Genomic DNA, 21,217 nt, shown 5'->3' on the forward strand with positions numbered 1-21,217 from the left:
CATAATCAACCAGGAGAGCGGATACCGAGCTCAACAGCGGTTCAAACCTGTCCAGATGTTGGGGACCAGCTCAGAATCATGTGGCACCTTGGATTTTGGACACAGATTGCGTCCAGGTGCCTATGCATCTTTTCGGATTACCCTAGCAGGTGAAGGGTAAATCACCCATAAAAAAGAGAATAGCAGAATTGTGTAGGGCGCATAAAAGATGCACTAGAAAACCGCTGACCGGTAACCACCTGCTTCACCTCGCCTTTGTCACTGGTGGAAAAGGGGGCCTAATGTGAATTCCGATCTCGTCTGTGCCATCGACCCTGTAACCTGAGACGCTCCTGGCGATGTCAGCCCCCGGTAAAGCCCCCTTCGACAACAATTCCTGCGCAATCTGGTCAATGAGCGACATCCGGGGCGACAATAGGGAGATGGTTCTGCTGTATTCCTGATCGAGCACTTTGCGAACCCAGCAAAATAAGTCCGGATTTCGTGACAGCAGCATGGATGTCCGTTCGTGTTGAACATTGCCCATCCATACCAGATGGTCGCCTAAGCCAAACCCGGCGTAAAGGGCTGCGGCAAGGTTTGTCGCCCGCGCGAGATCACTGTGAACGGTCCCACCAGATCCCAATCCTGGTGTCCCGAGACGCAGTTCCTCACTGGCACGCCCTGCCAGTAGAACTCGGATCTTCGCACGGACATCATCCTCACAGAGTGCCGGTATACGTTCTACGGTGACCCCAGGCTCAAAGCCCACGACGCTCACTTCCCGGATTTGGCCTGGGAACTCAACTTCGGCTATGATCGCATGCCCGGCCTCGTGGATAGCGATCCGCCAGCCCAGTTCCCCTGACGGTGTCGGGACACGGGGAATCTGAGCGACCAAGTCTTCCACGATCATCGTCCGGCCAGTCCTGCGTGCAAGTCGTCGAGCCCCTCGGATCCATTGCTCCGTGTCGGCACCCGATGCATTCAGGCCAGCGACCAACGGCAACAAGTCAACCCCTGCCAGATCATCATCACCGAGCTGACATCTCATGATCTGCGCCAGTGCCCTATCATCAGGTAGTGGAACGGAAATCACCCGATCCAGCCGACCAGGCCGGATAAGAGCCGGATCGACATCCCTGCTGTTCGAAGCAGCGATCAGCACAACCCCTTCACGGCCCAAAGTACCATCTGTCAATTCAAGCAACGCGTTAACCACCTGAACGCTGTAATCACGGTGGTGAGATCGCATCGTGGCGCGGTTCCCAAAAGCATCAATCTCGTCAATGAACAGGATGCATGGCGCTGCGGCCAGGGCACCAGCAAAGGTCCGCCGCATCGCAGCAAGCATGTCGCCTTGATGACCAGCAGCTTGCCATTCACTATGTGATCCCGTGATCAGTGGCAGGTTTGTCGTCGCCGCCAAGCGATTAGCAAAAGTGGTTTTCCCCGTGCCTGGCGGGCCAACAAGCAGACAGCCACGGTCTACATCCGACCAACCAATGCGGCCCTCTTGGAAATCCTTCAGGTCGACAACGAGGTCAATGCCCCAGTTTTTAGCCTCATCCATCCCATAAAGATCGTGCAGCGTGGGGCTTTTAGGGCGGCTCCTAGATGTCTCCACGCAGAATTGGCGTAGCCGTTGCAGCCACCCATTAGCCGTCTCCTGATGGCGGAGTGACAGCCGAAGCGCATCTTGTGTCAGGAGCCGACAGAGACTGTCTTCAACCATAACTTTAGGTTCCAGACTCAATCAGGTCCAGTATGCCACGATGGTTGCAATTGCGAGGGTGGACAGGAAATTTCTGGCGAGCTTGTCGTATCGGGTGGCGACGCGTCGGAAGTCCTTGAGACGGCAGAAGACGGCCTCGACCATCCATCGGAACTTGTACCTGAGCTTGTCGAAGCGGATGGGCTTTTTGCGTGACTTTCTGCCGGGAATGACAGGCTTCGCGCCCTTCTCCTTGATCTTGGTCCGCAATTTATCGCTGTCATATCCCTTGTCGGCCAGGACATAGCGGCAATCATCAACCTCAGCCAGCAGGGTCTCGGCCATGGTGATGTCGGAAACGTTGCCCGCCGTTACATGCAAGGCCACCGGGCGGCCGAGCGTGTCAGTCAGGGCGTGGACTTTTGTGGTCTGACCGCCTCTGGAAATGCCAATGGCTTGCGCCTTGGCCCCCCTTTTCCGCCGTGGGCACACCGGTGTGCCTTCACGTAGCTGCCGTCCATGGCCACGCTGGTCGTGATCCATTGCCCGGCGGCCAGCGCATGTAATATCCGGTGCCAGTGTTTGCGCCCAGACCAGCGGTTGAAGCGATTGTACACCGTGGTCGGTGGGCCATATTCCGGCGGACAGTCCTTCCAGCGGCATCCGCTCTTGAGTATATGAATAATCCCACTGATGATCCGACGGTCATCAACACGCGGCGCACCATACTTGTGCTCAGGAAGGTGCGGCTCAATCGCTGCCCACGCTTCATCCGAAAGCCAGAAAATCTCCCGCATTCAATCCTCCAACGCGTTAATCACGCCTTGGAATCACATTCAAACAGCAATTTCAATGATATGTGCCGGTTTTGACCCTAGGGTGTTCTCCCAGCAAAGCCACTGCCGCTTCTGATAGAATGGCATTGTCGATGCTGGGAAGGCTGATGCAGCACTCGGCCATCAATCTAACGGATGGCGGAGGAGGGAAAAGCTTTGTGGTCAGGATGATGACAGCATCGCCCTGCGCAAGAGCTTGTGGCAACGAACCGGATGTCAACGAAGACCAGTCCGAAAAGCCCTTCGCAACCTTACTGTCAAGAACGCAGCCCGGTTCCTGACAACTCTCCGGTGCCCGCCCAAACAGGTTGTCATCGAAATCGTCCCGCTCTACGCCGTCCGCGGAAGATCCTTCAGGTTCGGTGCATGCCTTTCCAGATTTCTGGGCAATGTAAAGCCTCAGTACGTGTTCTACAGGATCGATCCATTCTTTCGACGGCAGCTCCAGCAGCAGAAGGCAGCTCTTCCGAACCAATGCATTCGAAAATTCTGGATGCCTATCCAGCGCCCGGCGCAGTAGGGCCCAGGCGACAGCCTGATCCCCACTGCTGATGCCAAACATGCGGCCTGGGGGACCAAGAGTTCGTTCTTTTACCGCCATACCCGCCAACTGCGCATCAGCGAGGGCGGCAAGGCTGCTTTTTGTTCTGACGGTTGTGGACGTCATCGTGGAAATCCTTTTTTCACGACGTTGGTCAGACGTGGATTTGGTCTGAAGCCGCTTTTGACTTTAGGCAGAGCAGAGTGTCCAGGCGTTCCTTGAACGACATTTGCACTTGCTTGAGTCTGAAGCGAATATCGATACCGTACCGCATCTCCAGGTCCTCAAGGCTCACCATGAGGTCTGGCGGCAGCGTGCTCGCCCCATAAATCGAGCACAATGCGGCTGTGGCTCTTGAGACCTCGACATTGAGGTGTGATCGGGCATAGCTCACACCAATCAAACCTAAACATCGCAGGTCGCGCAGCGTTTGCCGCGATTTCCCCGCATCGTTTTTTCCAAGCCCACGCTTGATTTCGATGATGTCGATGATCCCTTTCGCCTTGTCGGCGATGACCATGTCGGGGCGGGTCTTCCTGCCTACACCGTGGCAATAGTAAAGCAGTGACCCTTGTAGGGCCTCGGGCCTCAGTTCGTTGTCAACAAACTGGTCGGCGACCTGCGGGATATAGATGTCGGGATTGCAGAGCACTATCAAATCCTGATTTTCACTGAGAGCAGCTGCAATCGCAGCCTGCTGCAAGTTCCCATCGATGCGGATTGCCGACATCATTACCGCATAGGGATATTGCAGGTGGGCTGGGATCGCTGGATCATCATTGGGCTGCAGCTTGTCAAGCCGAGCGAAGGCTTTGTCGAGGCGCGCGGTGATGGTGGGGTTGATCATTATGATTTCCAACAAGACAGTTACATGACTAGACATAAATATGTCCTATGCGATCCAGTGTCAAGGCCTCTTTTGGTGTGCTCCAAAACTGTTTATGGTGCCGCTGCGCGTTGAGTAAGGACGGTACGAAAGGGGGGGGCGGATGGCTCGGCCAAGTTGGGACGGTGTTGCTGATGCCTGCGCCTTGCTAAGGGAGGCCCTTGCCGTTGATGGATTACCGACCTCAGCGTCAGCACCCATCCAGCGCGCCCTAGCAATTCTTTCGTCAAAGGTCGATGGCGCGATGAGTAAGGAGGAGTTCAAGGAGATTCGCCGCAGCATTGGTCGTACACAGGAGGATCTTGCGTCTGATCTGGGCGTGCGGACCCGCACAATTTCACGCTATGAGAATGGGGAGGTCCCCATTCCTGCTGCCATTGCGGCGGCGGTCAAAGCGTTATCAAAGTGATCGACGTTTTATCCCTGGATGTTATCCGATATGAAGTTGCGTCCTCGTTACCGAGGAAGGATATCGGGTGAAAAAAGCCTAGCCTGAAAAATTCATCAGGCTGTGACGGGCATATAGGCACGCAAACACTTCCAGCGGTTCAGCGTACGTACTGCGCGGGCCGTCTGGAACCGGACAGCGCACACGGCGACCCTGTACAATTAGACGAACGGCCCGCCCCTACTAGTGCAGGTCGACTAGGTGCTGCCAGTAATGGCCATGGATAAGGCTCGACATTGTTGAACAGGAGGGGCAAGGCCAAGGGCCCATGCTACAGGCCGCCTTTCTCAGGACGACATCATCAGACTGGCCCGTATGCTGAATCAATCTCGGCGGCGGAGGCAGTGCCGACAACAGCTGTTCCGATATCGAGTCCAGGGGGAGGATGGTAGTTCTTATAATGGACCTATTCTGACCCACCAAAACCAGAAGTCGCCATACAAAGTGCGGATGAACCATTTCCGTTTCGCCCTTAACATCCCTGGTGCGGGGATCGGGCACCGGCGGCCTGGTGCCGGCTCATCCCTTACCGCAAGGATGAACGCGCCTGCGAACATCCGGCCCATTGAATGGCTCGATCCAGGCCGGGGCGTTCAGCGGCTATACGGCGCTGACCCGTGCGCCGCCTGATCCGCGCTATGGGTCGGGCGGCGTCGATCACTCCCATGCCGTCCAACGCTCAACGCGCAGGGGGAAGGGTCACATGGGTCCATTCTTGATGGAAGTAAGCCGCCTCCCCGAGTCAACTCCGTGTAGGAAGCAATAGGCATTTTACCAAATTGACTTTAAGTAGCTGTTTTAACAAAAATATTGATTTATTGATTTCAGTAAACTACCAGCTATTTTTTCTATAAATCTTATCAATACACCCTCCGGCCTCCGAAAATCGCCCAATCTTCGGAAAATACCGGCAATTTTCTGAACAATTGAACGCAGCGAGAGCGGGTGCGAAACGGCCAACAGGGGGCATATGGGCGAGCAAGGGGATGTTACCCAAGGGGGAGCGACGGATCAGGCAGCTTCGCCAGGCCGCACCACTGCCAATTTTCCGAAAATCGCCCAATCTTCTGAAAACACCGGCAATTTTCTGAACAATTGAACGCAGCGAGGGCGGGTGCGAAACGGCCAACAGGGGGCGTGTGGGCGAGCAAGGGGATGTCATCCCCAATGTGATCCTTCACAATGGTCTCATGTACAATTATCTTGTACACCTCGCTAACTCATTGATATTAAAAGATGTACAAAGTTATTGTACATCTTTTAGATTATGCATTCATTCCTAGTATGGTTGTACAATGTTTTTGTACAATCCTCAGAATTCAGCCCAAAAATGCGTCGTATTTTTGAGGAGTTAACCCCCTCCGTAATTGAGGAGTTAATGGGGGGAAAGCTGTTGTTCGATCGCAGCGCATGCGGCCTATCCGGTGATATGGGGATGACGGGACAGAAGGCAAAGGGCAGTTATCGGAAGATATACCTATCGTACCGTTCTGGGTAAGTCAGACAAAAATTGGGTGAACCGGTCCGGGATTGTCGGCGGCTCCAACTCCTGAGAGGATGGGGCTACGATGAGCAAGACAACGAACAAATTTTCAGGTGAGGTCCGCGAGCGGGCTGTTCGGCTGGTTCTGGATCAGGAGAAGGATCATCCGTCGCGATGGGCGGCGGTGTCGTCCGTGGCGTCCAAGATTGGGTGTTCTGCGCACACGCTGAATGAATGGGTCAAGAGAGCCGAGGTCGAAAGCGGCAGCCGTGCTGGCATTCCGCTGGATGTGCTGGAGAAGCTGAAGGCGCAGGAACGGGAGATCCGGGAGTTGCGCCAAGCGAACGAGATTCTTCGCAAGGCCTCGGCATATTTCGCGATGGCGGAGCTCGACCGCCGACAGAAATGATGTTGGGCTTTGTTGATGCCCACCGCGGGGACTATGGGGTCGAGCCAATCTGCAAGGTATTGCCGATTGCCCCTTCCACCGTGCGACAGCACACGGCACGCGCAGCTGATCCGACCAAACTGCCGGCCCGGGCACAGCGCGATATCGGGCTGAAGGCCGATATCCGGGGGGTGTTTGATGAGAATTTCGAGGTCTATGGGGTCCGAAAAGTGTGGCGACAGTTGCAGCGGGAGGGCATCCAGGTGGCACGCTGCACGGTCGCGCGGCTGATGCGGGAGATGGGCCTGCGCGGCGCCATCCGCGGCAAGCCTGTGAAAACCACCATTGCCGACAAGGCCTTACCCTGTCCACTGGACCGGGTGAACCGGCAATTCCGGGCCGTCAGGCCCGATCAGCTGTGGCTTTCTGATTTCACCCCTGATCAAGTCCGGGGCAGTCTCAATGTGTCCACCTGGAGCGGGTTCGTCTACGTGGCCTTCATCATCGAAGCCTTTGCCCGGCGGATTGTCGGCTGGCGAGTGTCCCGGACGGCTGACGCCGGTTTTGTCCTGGATGCCCTGGAGCAGGCCCTGCATCAACGCCGACCGACGAGGAAATCCGGACTGGTTCACCATTCGGACCGGGGCAGCCAAGGCGGTCTCAACCGGTCGTCGCAACAGCCCTTTGATAGGAAGTTGGGATAGCCGAACGGAAGCGCCGATCAGACAGATCTGGACGTGCCCCGGTATTTTCCCCTGGACGCCCTGGCATTGTCCGCCGCGAAGATCGACGACGGTTCTGGGGTCTAATTGCTCTTGGTCGTTCAAGCGAAGACGCGGCCAAGGAAGTTGGATTATCAGCGCCGGTCGGCTCCAGATGGTTTCGCGAGGCTGGCGGCATGCCCCCCAAACATCTTTCACCATCGGCCCCGTGTCCGGTCGGACGCTATCTATCCTTGCCAGAGCGGGAGGAGATTACGCTGATGCCGGCGCGGGGATGTGCTTTGCGGGTGATCGCACGGCATCTGAAACGATCTCCCTCGACGATATCCCGCGATGTTGATTTCCACGCGGAAGAATTTCCTGTTCCTGGGCTCCGAGGCTGGCGGCAAGCGGGCGGCGGATCTCTACACCGTGCTGGAGACGGCCCGGCTCAACGGGCTGAACCCGGAGGCCTGGCTGGCCGAGGCCATCGACCGCATGGCCAGGGGCCATCCGATCAATCGCCTGGATGAACTTCTCCCCTGGAACTGTCGGGAGCCGGCGCTACAATCGCCGGCATGAACCAGGCCGACCCATCCCCCGGTGCCACATCCTTCCACGAGATCGCCACCCTGCGCATCGAGTTGAAGGATAGTGATCCCCTGATCTGGCGTGAACTGGAGGTGCCGACCTCCGTCACGTTGAAGGTGCTGCACGATATCGTCCAGGTCGCCATGGGCTGGCTCGATTATCATCTCTGGGAATTCACCGTGGACGACCGGCGCTATGGCCTGCCATCCGACGAGGATTGGGGAACCGGTCGCCTCTATGACGCCACCAAGGTCCGCCTGCGCGATATCCTGAAACCCCGCCGCACCCGCATCGACTACCTCTATGATTTCGAGGACAATTGGGAACACCGGCTGATCATCACCCGCGTCCGCCAGGGCGATCCCGGCCTGGGATATCCCCGCTATCTCGGCGGGGAACGCAATGCGCCGCCGGAGGATTGCGGTGGCATCCACGGGTTCTACGACATGCTCGCCATCCTGGCCAACCAGGACCATCCCGACCATGCCGAAATCGCCGAATGGCTGGATGAGTACAATCCCAACACCATCGATGAAATCCCGATGCAGTATGCCCTCAGCCGCATCGCAAACCGCAGAAACGCTGCCGCCAAACGCCTCAAAAACGAAAAAAACGCGGGGAACGACTGACGCTTACGGTTCAAATCGCGGGTGCCAACACCCGCATCCAACCTGCCGAGGCACAGTGGTCACTGGTTTGAGCCTCCGGCAAACCCTTACCGGTTCACTTTGTAACTCCGTTTGCGGAAAGCCGCGTTAGATGTGGGCCTCTCCCAGGCTGACAAGGATTTTCCCGCCTGCATTGTTCTGTTCAAACAAGCTACAGAAGGCTGCGGGGGCCTGTTCAAGACCGTGGAAATACGTTTCACGGAACTGCATCCACCCCTGTTCACGCCACCGCACCATGTCGGCGACGAACGTGTCATAGGCATGCAGGCTGTCCATGAAACGGTAGGCCTTTATCGTCAGGAACCGATCAAGGACATATTCGAAATTCTTGAACGGCGGCACCTTGCCACCCGTATTGTAGACGCTGACAAAGCCGCTGATGAGGATTTGCTTCAACTCATTCATCAGGGGCAGGCAGGCGGAAAGGTGATCGGGGCCGGCATTCTCCAGGACCAGGTCGATCCCGCCCGGGCAGGACGCGGCCAGGGCCGTCTCATAGGGTGTGCGCCGGTAGTTGAAGGCATGATCCACACCCAGATCGTCGATAAGCCAGCGAACCTTGTCGTCGGACCCCGCCGATGACACGACGCGCAGGCCCTCGATCTTCCCGATCTGACAGGCGACGGACCCGACCGCACCGGCACCGCTGGAAATGACGACCGTGTCGCCCGGACTGGCATTCGACAGGCACGACATTGCGGCATAGGCGGTCTGGACTTGCCCGGAAAAAGTGGAGAGCTGTTGATTTCCACGCGGAATTGACCCGGGATTTCCATCGAGAAATGACCCACCATTGAGTTATGCGGCGGGGTTTATGGTTGGGTCAAGGCATGTGGATTTCCTTTTCTCTTGCCGGATGCTGCGGCGGTGCTGGCTTTGAAACGAAAGCTGTCATTTCCGGTTTCGACGATGTGACAGCGATGTGTCAGGCGATCGAGCAAGGCGGTGGTCATTTTGGCATCGCCAAAGACGGTGGCCCATTCGCTGAAGCTGAGGTTGGTGGTTATGATGACGCTGGTCCGCTCGTAGAGTTTGCTGAGCAGGTGGAATAGCAGCGCACCGCCAGATGCGCTGAACGGCAGGTATCCGAGTTCGTCTAGAATCACGAGATCCAGGCGTGTCATGGCCTCGGCCAACTGCCCGGCTTTACCCTTGGCCTTCTCCTGCTCGAGCGCGTTGACGAGTTCGATGGTCGATATGAAACGGGCTTTACGACGATGATGTTCGATCGCCTGGATGGCGATAGCCGTTGCGATGTGGGTTTTTCCGGTACCGGGACCACCGATCAACACGACATTCTGCGCGCCGTCGATGACCGCGCAGCTATGGAGCTGCCGCACTGTGGCCTCGTTGATCTCACTGGCCTGGAAATCGAAACCTGCCAGATCCTTGTAGGCTGGGAACCGTGCGGCTTTCATGTGATAGGCGATGGAACGCACCTCACGTTCCGCCATCTCGGCTTTCAGCAGTTGGTTCAGAATGGGGATGGCGGCCTCAAAGGCGGGAGCGCCCTGCTCAATCAGATCGGTGACGGCCTGCGCCAAGCCATACATCTTGAGACTTCGCAGCATGATGACGATGGCAGCGCTGGCGGGGTCATGACGCATGACGGCCTCCAGCAGTGCGGGCACGCAGGTCGTCATAGCGTTCGACATTGGCCTTGGGTTCATGGCGCAGGAGCAGGGTCTGCGGTGCGCTGATGGTCGGCCCGTCGGTCGGCTTGCCATCAATCAGACGATGCAGGATGTTCAGGATATGGGTTTTGGTCGCGACGCCGTCGGACAGGGCCAGTTCGACCGCAGCCAGCACCGCCTGCTCATCGTGCTGCAGAACCAGGGCTAGGATATCGACCATGTCGCGATCCCCACCGGGACGCCGCAGCATCTGATCCTGTAATCGCCGGAACCCCGACGGCAGGTCCGCGAAGGGGGCGCCATTGCGCAACGCGCCGGGTTTGCGTTGGATCACCGACAGATAATGGCGCCAGTCATAAATTGTCCGGGGCATTTGACGGGATCGGTCAATCCACCGTTCATGCTGGCACAGAATATTTCCCTCGGCCGCCATAACAAGCCGATCCGGGTAGACCCGCAGGCTGACGGGCCGGTTCGCGAAAGACGCCGGCACGCTGTAGCGATTGCGCTCGAAGCTGATGAGGCAGGTCGGTGAGACGCGCTTGCTCTGTTCAATGAACCCGTCAAACTGGGGCGGCACCGGCATCAGCGCGGACCGTTCCTCTGCCCAGATATCGGCCAGGGTCCCGACGAGATGGCCATGCGGTATCTCCTGCCACAGCGCCAGGCAGCGTTGTTCAAGCCAGTCATTCAGCGCGGCCAAGTCGGGGAAATCCGGTGTCGGCTGCCACAGCCGTGGCCGTGCGTCCTGCACATTTTTCTCGACCTGCCCTTTCTCCCAGCCCGACGCCGGGTTGCAGAATGACAGCTCGAAGACATAGTGGTTGGCCATTGCCAGAAATCGCAAATTGATCTGACGCTCCTTGCCACGCCCGACGCGATCCACCGCCGTGCGCATATTGTCGTAGATCCCGCGCCCCGGTACGCCGCCGAAGACGCGGAAGCCATGCCAGAGCTGGTCCCCGGTGAGCGGACAGTTTGGTAAGCTTGGTTCGGCCTTATTGAAGGACGACCGACATGGCGGGACAGAGGAAGCGATATTCAGCGGATTTCAAGGCGAAGGTGGCGCTGGAGGCGATCCGGGGCGAGTTGACGATGGCGCAGCTTGTGTCGAAGCACGGTGTTCACCAGACGATGATCAGTGCTTGGCGTAAGCAGGCGATCGAGGGGATGGCGGCGTCGTTTTCCGGCAAAGCCGAGGCCAGCCCGGTTGTTGATGCGGCCGAGATCGACCGGCTGCACGCCAAGATTGGCCAGTTGGTAGTGGAGCGGGATTTTTTGCGCAAGGCCTCCGGTCGATGAGCGCCGGTCGGAGGCGGGAGATGGTGGATCGGTCACATCCCAGCTTGTCGGTTGTTCGGCAATGCTCGCTGCTGTCGATCAGCCGGTCGCATTATTACGGGCCGGTACGGGGCGAGAGCGCTGAGAACCTGGCGCTGATGCGGCTGATCGATGCCCAGTTCCTGGAGACGCCCTGGTATGGCAGCCGACAGATGACCCATCATCTGCGGCGCCAGGGCCATGTGGTCAATCGCAAACGGGTGCGCCGGCTGATGGGCCGGATGGGGTTGGCAGCCATCTACCAACGGCCAAAGACCAGCGTTCCCCATCCCGAGCACAAGATCTGGCCCTACCTGCTGCGGGATCTGACCATCGACCGGCCGGACCATGTCTGGTGTACGGACATCACCTACATTCCCATGCGACGGGGCTTCCTGTACCTGATCGCCGTGATGGACTGGGCATCGCGTAAGGTGCTGGCCTGGAAACTGTCCAATTGCATGGATATCGATTTCTGCCTGGAGGCCCTGCAGGAGGCCATGGCCCGCCACGGCAAGCCGGAAATCTTCAACACCGACAGTCAGTGTATCGAGGTCAGCTATCGGATTGGTCTCACTCCTGCTGCGATAGGGCCTATCTTGGCTGACACCGCAAGGCATCTCGACGCGGCGTGACCCGAACACCGATCGACCCACGACCCGTGTCTTTCCCTGGAACTGTCGGCCGTACGAGATGCTTTGCGGCGAGGTTTCGCCTCGCTGGCGCATGACCCGAGAAGGGCCTGACATTCTGTCACGTGACTGTCTTGTCCAGGCGTCCCGCCCTGCGAAACCGCTCACCATCTCGATCAATGGGTTCGAAGGGGGCATGATGGTGTTGATTGAAGCTGAACGGACCCGCCTGATCGTCGGTGGCGTCGATACGCACAAGGACCTCCACGTCGCCGCCGTCGTCGATGAAAGCGACAGACTGCTTGGCACCAGCAGTTTCGCGACCACAAGGCAGGGCTATCGCCAAATGGTGACCTGGATGCGGTCCTTCGGCACACTCCGCCGCGTGGGAGTCGAGGCCACCGGCACCTATGGTGCGGGCCTGTTACGCCATCTTCAGGCCGCAGGGATAGAAGTCCTGGAAGTGACGTCACCGGACAAGGTTGATCGGCGACGACGTGGCAAGAGCGACGATCTCGATGCCGAAGCTGCGGCCCACGCCGCCTTTACCGGTAAGCGTGTTGCCACGCCGAAGCGGCGCGATGGCATGATCGAAGCCCTGCGTGTTCTCAAGTCCTGCCGGAATACGGCGGTGGCAGCACGTCGCGTTACCCTTCAGATGATCAGCAGTACCATTGTCGCGGCGCCGGAGGAATTGCGTGACATGTTGCGGACAATGACACGCATGCGACTTGTCCGGACATTGGCTGCTTGGCGGCCCGATCTCACAGACTATCGCAACCCGCTCTCAGCCTATCGGATCGCGCTGAAATCCCTCGCCCGGCGATATGTCGAATTGCATGATGAGATCGCCGAACTTGATACCATGATCGCAAGTATTGTCGGTGAACTCGTCCCCGACCTGGTCGCGCCCAATGCCATCGGCCATGAGACGGCGGCTCAGCTTCTCATCACCGCCGGTGACAATCCGGAGCGGCTGTCCTCTGAGGCCAGCTTTGCTGCGCTTTGCGGGGTAAGCCCTGTTCCGGCATCGTCCGGGAAAATAGTCAGGCATCGATTGAACCGCGGTGGGGACCGAGCCGCCAACAGCGCCCTGCACATTATCGCCATCGGTCGTCTTCGGACTGACAGTCGGACCCAGGCTTATGTTGCCCGCCGGATCGCTGACGGGCACTCCAAGTTAGAAGCAATTCGCTGCCTCAAGCGCTACATCGCCCGGGAGGTCTTTACCATCATCCGAAGGCGACAGCGTGACATCAACGAGACACAGCTTGCTACTTGACACATAGAAGGGCTTCCAGGGCGGCCAATTCACCAGCCCGCGATTCACTGGCATCTTGACCGATGCTGGCATCAAGGTTTCCATGGATGGAAGGGGCCGCTGGATGGACAATGTGTTCATCGAACGGCTCTGGCGATCACTGAAATACGAATGCGTCTATCTCCACGCTTTCGAGACCGGCAGCGAGGCCAGGGCCGGGATCGGACGCTGGATCGATTACTACAATAGACAACGCCCGCATTCCGCGCTCGGGGGACAGACACCCGACGAGGCATACAGGCAAAGGGCGGACAGACTGTGTTTGGCGGCGTGAACTGATCAGGACCAAGCTTAACGCCGAGCAAAAACTGTCCGCTCACCGGGGACCAGCTCTGCCACTGGGCGTCGAACAGCAGTTCATGGGTTTGCAGCAGATATGCGCGGACCAGGAATGCCCGGCGGTACGCCAGTTTGATATGCGCGACCTGCAATTTGGTACGATGACCGCCCAGCACGGCGTAATCCTCGCTCCAGTCGAACTGGAAGGCCTCGCCAGGGCGAAAACTCAGCGGAACAAAAACGCCGCGGCCCGTCGTCTGCTGCTCGCGTTGCCGCTCCGCCCGCCATTCACGGGCAAAGGCCGCCACGCGGTTATAGGAACCGGTGAACCCCAACGCGACCAGATCGGCGTGCATATGTTTCAAAGTTCGGCGCTGCTTGCGCGATTTGAAGGCCTCGGCCTTGAGCCAGCCTGCCAACTTGTCGGCGAACGGGTCCAGCTTGCAGGCGCGCTCCGGCACCAAGAATGTCGGTTCAACCGTGCCAGCTTTCAAATACTTCTTGATGGTATTCCGCGACAGGCCGGTCCGACGCGCGATCTCCCGGATCGCCACTTTCTCACGCAAGGCCAAACGGCTGATGGCATTCAAAAGTCCCATGTCGATTACTCCAGTGCCCCTCGTCGCTCAACGCGAAGGGGGAACGGTCACATGTGTCAATTCTCAATGGAAATAAGCCGCCATCCCGGGTCAATTCCGCGTGGAAATCAACAACCAGACTCACTGCCATCCGTCTTGGCGCCGAAATCGCCGCCAGACTTGTGGGTAATTGAAAGGCTCACCGGACGCGTGCGTCGAGTATGGCCAAGCTGCCCTTGACATTGCCGATTAGAGAACGCCATTGGACGTGATCACCCCTCCCTCCCTGATGCAGGGACGGGTTACTGCTGCGATCCGGGTCGTTGCAATGTCCTAAAGAAAGACCCCCGCCACATCACTCTGGCGGGGGTCTTCGTAATCCAGCCTGTTTGGCTGAACGACCGTAGACTTCTTAGAAGTCCATGTCGCCCATGCCACCCATGCCACCCGGACCACCGGCGGGAGCGGCCTTCGGGGCCGGCTTCTCGCCGATCATGGCCTCGGTGGTGATCAGCAGACCGGCGATGGAGGCGGCGTCCTGCAGGGCAGCGCGCACAACCTTGGTCGGGTCGATGACGCCGAACTTGAACATGTCGCCATATTCGCCGGTCTGGGCGTTGAAGCCGTGGTTGGTGTCACCCTGCTCCAGCAGCTTGCCGACGATCACCGAACCGTCGAAGCCGGCGTTCTGGGCAATCTGACGGACCGGTGCCTGCAGAGCCTTGCGGACGATGTCCACGCCGAACTTCTGGTCCGGGCCGTTGGTGGCCAGGGCTTCCAGAGCCTTGGTGGCGTACAGCAGGGCAACGCCGCCGCCGGCGACGATGCCTTCCTCGACCGCGGCGCGGGTGGCGTGCATCGCGTCGTCAACGCGATCCTTGCGCTCCTTCACCTCGACCTCGGTGGCGCCGCCGACGCGCAGAACCGCAACACCGCCGGCCAGCTTGGCCAGACGTTCCTGCAACTTCTCACGGTCGTAGTCGCTGGTGGTCTCTTCGATCTGGGCCTTGATCTGGGCGATGCGGGCCGTGATGTCGTCCTTGGAACCTTCGCCGTCGACGATGGTGGTGTTGTCCTTGGAGATCGTCACCTTCTTGGCGCGGCCCAGCATGTCCAGGGTCACGTTTTCCAGCTTGATGCCCAGATCTTCGCTGATGACCTGGCCGCCCGTCAGGATGGCCATGTCTTCCAGCATCGCCTTGCGACGATCACCGAAGCCCGGGGCCTTCACGGCGGCGATCTTCAGGCCGCCGCGCAGCTTGTTGACCACCAGCGTGGCCAGGGCCTCGCCTTCCACATCCTCGGCCACGATGACCAGCGGACGCGAGGACTGCACGACGGCTTCCAGCACCGGCAGCATGGCCTGCAGGCCCGACAGCTTCTTCTCGAACAGGAGAATGTAGGGATTCTCCAGGTCGGCGATCATCTTGTCGGCGTTGGTCACGAAGTAGGGCGACAGGTAGCCGCGGTCGAACTGCATGCCTTCGACGACATCCAGCTCGGTTTCCAGGCTCTTGGACTCTTCGACCGTGATCACGCCTTCGTTGCCGACGCGGGCCATGGCTTCGGCGATCTTGGCGCCGATGAAGGCTTCACCATTGGCGGAGATGGTGCCGACCTGGGCGATCTCGTCGTTGGTGGTGACCTTGCGGGAACGGGCCTGGATGTCAGCCACGACGGTGGCAACAGCCAGATCAACGCCGCGCTTCACGTCCATCGGGTTCATGCCGGCGGCAATGGCCTTGGCGCCCTCACGGACGATGGCCTGGGCCAGCACGGTGGCGGTGGTGGTGCCGTCGCCGGCCAGATCGGCCGTCTTCTGCGCCACTTCCTTGACCATCTGGGCGCCCATGTTCTCGAACTTGTCGGACAGTTCGATTTCCTTGGCGACCGAGACACCGTCTTTGGTGATGCGGGGAGCGCCGAAGCTCTTCTCGATCACGACGTTGCGGCCCTTCGGACCCAGGGTCACCTTCACGGCGTCGGCCAGAATGTCCACGCCGCGCAGCATCTTGGCGCGGGCGTCGGAGCCGAACTTAACTTCCTTGGCAGCCATTGCTCTATCCTCTGAATTTCTATGGGGTCAGGTGTAGATCAGGTGATCCGACTCAGGCGTTCAGGACGCCCATGATGTCGCTTTCCTTCATGATCAGGTATTCGACACCGTCGATCTTCACCTCGGTACCAGACCACTTGCCGAACAGGACGCGGTCGCCGGCCTTGACGTCCAGAGCCACCAGCTTGCCGGACTCGTCACGGGCACCGGAACCCACGGCGACCACCTCGCCCTCCTGGGGCTTCTCAGAGGCAGTGTCGGGGATGATGATGCCGCCGGCCGTCTTCTTTTCGGACTCAACGCGCTTGACCACGACGCGGTCGTGCAGCGGACGGAACTTCATAGGATCTCTCCCTGAAAAGGCAAAAGGGTTTGGGCGTGAGCCTGTTGTTAGCACTCATGCCCGGTGAGTGCCAATGAGCTAATCAACCCGACCCCGACTGTCAAGGATGGTGGTGTCATAATTCGATGAAGTTGCCATGACATAGAGGAAGGGCAGTGGCTGGACGGGTTGCCAGCGCCCGCCGGTCGGAGTATGGCAAGGGCATGAGCGACGCCGATACAATGTTCCTATTCGACCGGCCCCTGATCCGCCAGCGGCGCGACCGCGCGGCATCTGGGCTTTCCGCCCATGATTTCCTGCTACGCGAGGTGGCGGACAGGCTGGGGGAGCGGCTGGACATGATCCGGCGCGACTTCCCGCGCGTCCTGAGTCTGGGCAGCCATGGCGGAGAGGTCGAGGCGGCCTTGAAGGGGCGCAACGGGATCGCGCATATGGTGCATGCCGACCTGTCCCCAGCCATGGCGCGGCTGGCCGGCGCGAATACCGGCAGCCCGGCACTGGCAGCCGACGAGGAGGCGCTGCCCTTCGCGCACAATAGCTTTGACATGGTCATTTCCAATCTGTCGCTGCATTGGGTGAACGACCTGCCGGGGGCGATGATCCAGGCGCGTCAGGTGCTGCGGCCCGATGGGCTGTTCATTGCCGCCATGCTGGGTGGGGACAGTTTGTTTGAGCTGCGCCGGTCGCTGATGGAAGTCGAGATGGAGGTGACGGGCGGCGTGTCGGCCCGGATCAGCCCCATGGCCGGTATCCGCGATGCCGCCGGATTGCTGCAGCGGGCTGGTTTCGCCCTGCCGGTCGCGGATATGGACACGCTGACCGTCAGCTATCCTGACCCGTTCCGCCTGATGCGCGACCTGCGCGGCATGGGAGAGACTAATGCCGCCCTGTCGCGTCTGAAGCGCCCGACCCGGCGCGAGGTCATCGTGCGTGCCGCAGAACGTTATATGGAGCTGTTCCGCGAGGAGGATGGCACCGTGCCGGCCACGTTCGACGTGATCTTCCTGGCCGGATGGTCACCGGATGCATCGGTGCAGCAGCAGCCCGCCAAACGGGGCAGTGCCTCGCACCGGCTGGCCGAGGCCTTGAACAGCATTGAGCAGTCGACCGGTGTGAAGCCGCATTGAGGGTGAGGGGTGGCCAGCCCCTTACACCCAGTCCTTCCACATCTGCCGATAGGCCGCTTCCACCTGTTCTGCGAAACCATAGGCATCGCAGAGGGGACTGGCCTTCATGCGGGGACGCAAGGTCTGGCGCAGTGTTTCCAGTCGGTCCAGATCACCCGCCAGCCCCGCGGCGATGTCGAGATAGGCATCGGGGCTGTCGGCGACCAGATCGTCATGGCCGACACGGTGCAGCAGGCTGGCCGTGACGCGGGCGACATGGTGGGTGCCGCGCAGGCTGACCACGGGCACACCCATCCACAACGCCTCGCAACTGGTCGTGGTGCCGTTATAGGGGAACGGGTCCAGCGCGATATCCAGCCGGTCATAGGCGCGCAGATGGTCGCCCTGGTCCGGGTTTTGCGGCAGCAGGTCCACCCGATCGGGCGTGACGCCGTTCGTCGTGAACAGCGACTGATAACGGGCCAGCGTGGCGGGATCGGCGAAAGGTTTGCTTTTCAGGATCAGGCGCGCGCCGGGCACGCGCAGCAGAAGGGCTGACCAGAGCGCCACCACTTCCGGTGTCACCTTGGCGCTGTTATTGAATGAACCGAACGTGACATGGCCGTTGCGCCGGGCGGGCAGGGGGCCGGCGGGTGCAGTTTCCTGCGCCGGACGGAAACAGAGAAAGCCATCTTCCAGCCGGACCAGTTTCTCCACATGCCAGCCATCGGTTACGTCCGGCGGGTCAGCGATGGCGTCGGTCAGGCGGTAATCCATGGCCGTCATGCCGGTTCCATCAGGATAGCCCAGCCAGGAGACCTGGATGGGGGCCGGCTTGCGCGCGAAGATCAACGGGCGGCAGTCGCAGGTATGGCCCGCCACGTCGACCAGGATGTCGATGCTGTCGGCTCTGATGCGCTCCGCCGCCTCATCATCGGTCAAGCCAGTCAGGGGGACCCAGTGGCCGGTGATGGCCTGGAACCGGGCCGTGACGGCATCGCTGCGCCGGGAGATGGGGTAGCAAAAAATCTCTACCTGTGACCGGTCGTGCCCGCGCAGCAGCGGTTCCAGAAAGCAGGAGACGGCGTGAGCACAGAAATCCGGCGAGACATAGCCGATGCGTAGACGCCGGTCCGGGGTGCGATCATTGCTGAAGGTTTTGCGGCTGGCCGTGGTGAGCGCGGTGGCATGTCGTTCGCCCCAATGCCGGTGGGCACGGAAAATCACCTCCGGCGGTACATGCGGTGTGTAATGCAGGGCGAATAACAGGTTGGAATGCAGCAATGACAGGGTCGGGTGCTGTTCCAGTGCATGTTGCAGAAGGGTGATGGCATCCGTGGCGCGGCCCTGTTCCTTCAGCACCTCCCCCAGGTTTACATAGGGTTGCGGCAGGCCCGGCTGTAGGCGCAGGGCTGTACGATAGCACTCCATAGCCTGGGTCAACTCGGATGCTGACTTGTGCATGTCGCCCAGGTTTGACCAGGCCTCCGCCATGTCGGGCCGGATGCGTACAGCGCGGCGATAGGCCTGACGGGCTTGGTCAGCCCCACCTAGATTGCGTAGAATGTTGCCCAGATTGAACCACGCTTCGGCATAATCCGGTTTCAGCGCGACCGCCATCATCGCAACCTTGGCTGCCTGTGTCTCCTGTCCCATGTCGGATAAGACGCAGGTGAGGTTATTCAGGACGTGGGCATCCTCGGGATTGGCGCGCACGGCCCGGCGATAGCAGGCGACCGCGTCATCCCAACGCCGCTGCGCGCGCAGCAGGATGGCGTAATTGTTGTTGGCATAGGGATGATCGGGATTGGCAGCCAGAACTTGCCGGTACAGGTTTTCGGCCTCTGCCAGCTTGCCTTCCTTGTGCATGGCGAGTGCCGTATCGAACAGGTTGGTCAAGGCGTACCCCCTTGGCGCAGCAGGCTGGCATCGGCCAGGATGGAGCGCAGTTTGTTCGCTGCCTGGTCCCAGGTGAAATTGCTCAGCAGATGGGCGCTGGCATCGGGCAGGGCGTGGTCGCGTCCGGCGATGATATCGGCGATGATGGCAGCCGCTGCCTCCTCATCCGGGTTCCACCAGTCCAGACCGAAGAAAGGCTCCCACGGCTCGTTGCTGTAGGGCAGATGGGCGGGTCCGGTCGTGGACGGGATCATGCGGGCGAAGCGCCCATTCAGGTAATCCAGGTAGGAACTGTGGGCCGGCGCGATCAGGCCGATCCCCATGGCGCCGGCTTTGGATAAGGGCAGGTCCCAGCCCTCGCCATGCGATAGGCTCCAGTAATAATTGGAGGCGCGGAACAGGCCCGTCATCTCCGCTTCGCTCAAGGGCTGGTCGACCAGCACGATGGGCGCAGCGTCGGCGAAGGAACGGCCCACATGTTCCTGCGTCTGGCGGACGATGGTTGCCAAGTGCCGGCGCGCCGCGTCCGTCCCGCCCTTACCGGGCTTCAGGATCAGGACGGCATCGTCGCCGCGGTTCGTTGCGCGCAGCCAGACACGCAGCACACCGTCCAGGTTCTTGCGCGGGATGGCGTCCGACACGTTGAGGAAACGGTGGCGGTAGCTGGCGACCGAGCGACCGCCGCCATCGACCAGGACCAGCGGCGGGGCATCCGCCGCCGCCGGTTCAGCATCCACGCCCAAGGGGCAGACGCGGATACGATCCTCCGGATAGCCCTGGCTGGCCCAGGCGAGGCGTGAGCTTTCCGTCGGTACGATCACCATGTCGGCATTCAGGCTCTGTTTCGCCCAGGTGGGAGAGATGCGCGGGCCTTCGAACATGGAATAGAGGATGGTGGTAAGGCCGGGAATGGGTTCCACGGCCAGGGGGACCATGATGTTGATGGCCGCCTTGGCACCCACGGGTGCCTCCAGCGGTTCGTCCTTCCAGGTCTCATGCCCGAAAATGCCAACCACCTGCAATGGTACGGCCTGCTTGCGCAGCGTCTGGATGTAGCGGCGGCCCATATGCGCATAGCCAGAGGCGGTAGAGAAGGGACCGCGCAGCAGGATGCCATCGCCGGCCCCCGGTCCCCGGGCGGCGGCGGACTGGCTGGCGGCGTGATACCGCTGGCAGCGCAGTGCATGCTTGATCCCATCATCATTGGCGGGGTCGAGCTTCAATGCCCGGCGCAACGGGTGCAGGGCTGCTTGCCACTGTCCACGACGCATCATGGCACCCGCCCGCTGCACATAGGCGTAGGTGTTCTGCGGGTTCAGCGCGGCGGCGGCATCCAGCGCCATGATCGTCCGGTCCAGGTCGCGCGGTGCCCAGGCCAGCGACTGGTTGATGCGGATATTTTCATCATGGGGCGACAGGCGCGCGGCGCGGTCGGCCAGGCGGGTCGCCGCCTCCCGGTCGCCCCGCCAAGTGTTGCACAGCAATCCCAACCGGTCGATGGCGATGGCGCTGGCGGGGTTCAGCACCGCCAGGTGCCGCAGCCACCGCCAAGCCGCCTCCTGTTCGCCTGCGTTCAGCAGGGCGATGCAGAGATTGGTGACCAGATGCTCATGATCGGGCCAGCGCGCGGCGGCGGCCCGCAGGATGCCGATCCCTTCCGTCGCCGGCTGTCCCGATGTCAGGCAGACGCCCAGCAGATTATGGGCCAGCGGGTCGTCGGGCGCTTCCGCCAGGGCCTGGCGGGCGGCGGCGGTGGCCTCCGCTGCCTGTCCGGCGCGGTGAAGGGCGACGGCGTGGCTATAGGCGTCCATCGC

At 60.3% G+C, this 21,217-nt stretch carries 14 protein-coding genes, 7 pseudogenes and 1 other annotated feature; of the genes and pseudogenes, 9 read left to right on the forward strand and 12 right to left on the reverse strand.

The features are described 5' to 3' along the window. Positions 1–244 precede the first annotated feature (244 nt). The 4 genes from C0V82_RS22175 to C0V82_RS22190 form a co-directional block, all read right to left on the reverse strand. Positions 245–1,552, reverse strand: coding sequence for an AAA family ATPase (locus C0V82_RS22175; protein WP_158660147.1), 1,308 nt, complete (start codon positions 1,550–1,552; stop codon positions 245–247). Between the two features lie 183 nt (positions 1,553–1,735). Next, positions 1,736–2,490, reverse strand: a protein-coding gene (locus C0V82_RS22180) for an IS5 family transposase (RefSeq protein ID WP_102111765.1) whose coding sequence is annotated in 2 segments (ribosomal slippage) — positions 1,736–2,157 and positions 2,157–2,490 — 756 coding nt in all. Because the reading frame shifts where the segments join, the coding sequence is not laid out codon by codon here. A gap of 52 nt (positions 2,491–2,542) precedes the next feature. Continuing rightward, a complete protein-coding gene (locus C0V82_RS22185) occupies positions 2,543–3,196 on the reverse strand; it encodes a hypothetical protein (protein ID WP_102114635.1) in 654 nt (217 codons plus the stop codon). Positions 3,197–3,224: 28 nt separating this feature from the next. Further along, positions 3,225–3,917: a hypothetical protein gene (locus tag C0V82_RS22190; RefSeq protein ID WP_102114636.1), complete on the reverse strand. Its 693-nt coding sequence runs from the start codon at positions 3,915–3,917 to the stop codon at positions 3,225–3,227. A 283-nt stretch (positions 3,918–4,200) separates the two neighbouring features. Here C0V82_RS22190 and C0V82_RS22195 point away from each other — a divergent pair, with 283 nt between their 5' ends. The 5 genes and pseudogenes from C0V82_RS22195 to C0V82_RS22215 all read left to right on the forward strand — a co-directional run bounded on the left by C0V82_RS22195 (position 4,201) and on the right by C0V82_RS22215 (position 8,196). Next, the gene (locus C0V82_RS22195; protein ID WP_102114637.1) at positions 4,201–4,365 is read left to right on the forward strand and encodes a helix-turn-helix domain-containing protein; all 165 of its coding nucleotides are present in this window, start codon (positions 4,201–4,203) and stop codon (positions 4,363–4,365) included. Positions 4,366–5,972: 1,607 nt separating this feature from the next. Beyond that, positions 5,973–6,928: pseudogene (locus tag C0V82_RS22200) on the forward strand (IS3 family transposase); the annotation flags it as partial. Next, positions 6,254–6,370, forward strand: a sequence feature (AL1L pseudoknot). (Overlaps the previous pseudogene by 117 nt.) Positions 6,929–6,975: 47 nt before the next feature. Further along, a pseudogene (locus C0V82_RS28015) lies at positions 6,976–7,335 on the forward strand (helix-turn-helix domain-containing protein); the annotation flags it as partial. Positions 7,336–7,345: 10 nt separating this feature from the next. Further along, positions 7,346–7,558 (forward strand): annotated as a pseudogene (locus C0V82_RS27615) (transposase domain-containing protein); the annotation flags it as partial. After that, on the forward strand, positions 7,555–8,196 hold the full coding sequence (locus C0V82_RS22215; protein WP_102114639.1) for a plasmid pRiA4b ORF-3 family protein: 642 nt from the start codon (positions 7,555–7,557) through the stop codon (positions 8,194–8,196). The pseudogene C0V82_RS27615 and the gene C0V82_RS22215, both read left to right, overlap by 4 nt. Positions 8,197–8,322: 126 nt before the next feature. On the opposite strand, the gene C0V82_RS22220 is transcribed toward C0V82_RS22215, so the two are convergent. The 3 genes and pseudogenes from C0V82_RS22220 to C0V82_RS22230 form a co-directional block, all read right to left on the reverse strand. Beyond that, positions 8,323–8,931 carry an MDR family NADP-dependent oxidoreductase gene (locus C0V82_RS22220; RefSeq protein WP_102114640.1) on the reverse strand — a complete coding sequence of 203 codons (609 nt, stop codon included), beginning with the start codon at positions 8,929–8,931 and terminating at the stop codon, positions 8,323–8,325. A 116-nt stretch (positions 8,932–9,047) separates the two neighbouring features. Further along, entirely contained in the window at positions 9,048–9,842 is a 795-nt protein-coding gene (gene istB, locus C0V82_RS22225) for an IS21-like element helper ATPase IstB (RefSeq protein ID WP_102115146.1), read from the reverse strand. Then, a pseudogene (locus C0V82_RS22230) lies at positions 9,832–10,830 on the reverse strand (IS21/IS408/IS1162 family transposase); the annotation flags it as partial. The gene istB and the pseudogene C0V82_RS22230, both read right to left, overlap by 11 nt. A 56-nt stretch (positions 10,831–10,886) precedes the next feature. Here C0V82_RS22230 and C0V82_RS22235 point away from each other — a divergent pair. The 3 genes and pseudogenes from C0V82_RS22235 to C0V82_RS22245 form a co-directional block, all read left to right on the forward strand. After that, positions 10,887–11,735 (forward strand): annotated as a pseudogene (locus C0V82_RS22235) (IS3 family transposase); the annotation flags it as partial. Positions 11,736–12,020: 285 nt separating this feature from the next. Continuing rightward, positions 12,021–13,103 carry an IS110 family RNA-guided transposase gene (locus C0V82_RS22240; protein ID WP_102115147.1) on the forward strand — a complete coding sequence of 361 codons (1,083 nt, stop codon included), beginning with the start codon at positions 12,021–12,023 and terminating at the stop codon, positions 13,101–13,103. Positions 13,104–13,119: 16 nt separating this feature from the next. After that, a pseudogene (locus C0V82_RS22245) lies at positions 13,120–13,416 on the forward strand (transposase); the annotation flags it as partial. Between the two features lie 37 nt (positions 13,417–13,453). On the opposite strand, the pseudogene C0V82_RS22250 reads toward C0V82_RS22245, so the two are convergent. From C0V82_RS22250 to groES, 3 genes and pseudogenes are all read right to left on the reverse strand, one after another. Beyond that, positions 13,454–14,020 (reverse strand): annotated as a pseudogene (locus tag C0V82_RS22250) (IS21 family transposase); the annotation flags it as partial. A gap of 391 nt (positions 14,021–14,411) precedes the next feature. After that, a complete protein-coding gene (gene groL, locus C0V82_RS22255) occupies positions 14,412–16,055 on the reverse strand; it encodes a chaperonin GroEL (RefSeq protein WP_102114641.1) in 1,644 nt (547 codons plus the stop codon). A gap of 52 nt (positions 16,056–16,107) precedes the next feature. After that, positions 16,108–16,398: a co-chaperone GroES gene (gene groES / locus C0V82_RS22260; RefSeq protein WP_102114642.1), complete on the reverse strand. Its 291-nt coding sequence runs from the start codon at positions 16,396–16,398 to the stop codon at positions 16,108–16,110. 155 nt (positions 16,399–16,553) lie between these two features. Between groES and C0V82_RS22265 the strand changes: the two genes are divergently transcribed. After that, positions 16,554–17,525, forward strand: coding sequence for a methyltransferase domain-containing protein (locus C0V82_RS22265; protein ID WP_308421091.1), 972 nt, complete (start codon positions 16,554–16,556; stop codon positions 17,523–17,525). 21 nt (positions 17,526–17,546) lie between these two features. Here the strand turns inward: C0V82_RS22265 and C0V82_RS22270 are convergent, their stop codons facing one another. Further along, positions 17,547–19,403 (reverse strand): O-linked N-acetylglucosamine transferase, SPINDLY family protein, encoded by a 1,857-nt coding sequence (locus tag C0V82_RS22270; RefSeq protein WP_245924308.1) that lies wholly within the window; start codon positions 19,401–19,403, stop codon positions 17,547–17,549. After that, positions 19,400–21,214: a hypothetical protein gene (locus tag C0V82_RS22275; protein ID WP_102114643.1), complete on the reverse strand. Its 1,815-nt coding sequence runs from the start codon at positions 21,212–21,214 to the stop codon at positions 19,400–19,402. Before C0V82_RS22275 ends, C0V82_RS22270 begins: the two co-directional genes overlap by 4 nt. Positions 21,215–21,217 lie beyond the last annotated feature (3 nt).

The sequence above is a fragment of the Niveispirillum cyanobacteriorum genome (assembly GCF_002868735.1).
Classification (GTDB): Bacteria; Pseudomonadota; Alphaproteobacteria; order Azospirillales; family Azospirillaceae; genus Niveispirillum; species Niveispirillum cyanobacteriorum.

Bases quoted from the DNA above. Each gene is read 5' to 3' on its own strand.
- C0V82_RS22175 (WP_158660147.1), bottom strand. From the start codon at position 1,552: ATGGATGAGGCTAAAAACTGGGGCATTGACCTCGTTGTCGACCTGAAG.
- C0V82_RS22185 (WP_102114635.1), bottom strand. From the start codon at position 3,196: ATGACGTCCACAACCGTCAGAACAAAAAGCAGCCTTGCCGCCCTCGCT.
- C0V82_RS22190 (WP_102114636.1), bottom strand. From the start codon at position 3,917: ATGATCAACCCCACCATCACCGCGCGCCTCGACAAAGCCTTCGCTCGG.
- C0V82_RS22195 (WP_102114637.1), top strand. From the start codon at position 4,201: ATGAGTAAGGAGGAGTTCAAGGAGATTCGCCGCAGCATTGGTCGTACA.
- C0V82_RS22215 (WP_102114639.1), top strand. From the start codon at position 7,555: ATGAACCAGGCCGACCCATCCCCCGGTGCCACATCCTTCCACGAGATC.
- C0V82_RS22220 (WP_102114640.1), bottom strand. From the start codon at position 8,931: ATGTCGTGCCTGTCGAATGCCAGTCCGGGCGACACGGTCGTCATTTCC.
- istB (WP_102115146.1), bottom strand. From the start codon at position 9,842: ATGCGTCATGACCCCGCCAGCGCTGCCATCGTCATCATGCTGCGAAGT.
- C0V82_RS22240 (WP_102115147.1), top strand. From the start codon at position 12,021: ATGGTGTTGATTGAAGCTGAACGGACCCGCCTGATCGTCGGTGGCGTC.
- groL (WP_102114641.1), bottom strand. From the start codon at position 16,055: ATGGCTGCCAAGGAAGTTAAGTTCGGCTCCGACGCCCGCGCCAAGATG.
- groES (WP_102114642.1), bottom strand. From the start codon at position 16,398: ATGAAGTTCCGTCCGCTGCACGACCGCGTCGTGGTCAAGCGCGTTGAG.
- C0V82_RS22275 (WP_102114643.1), bottom strand. From the start codon at position 21,214: ATGGACGCCTATAGCCACGCCGTCGCCCTTCACCGCGCCGGACAGGCA.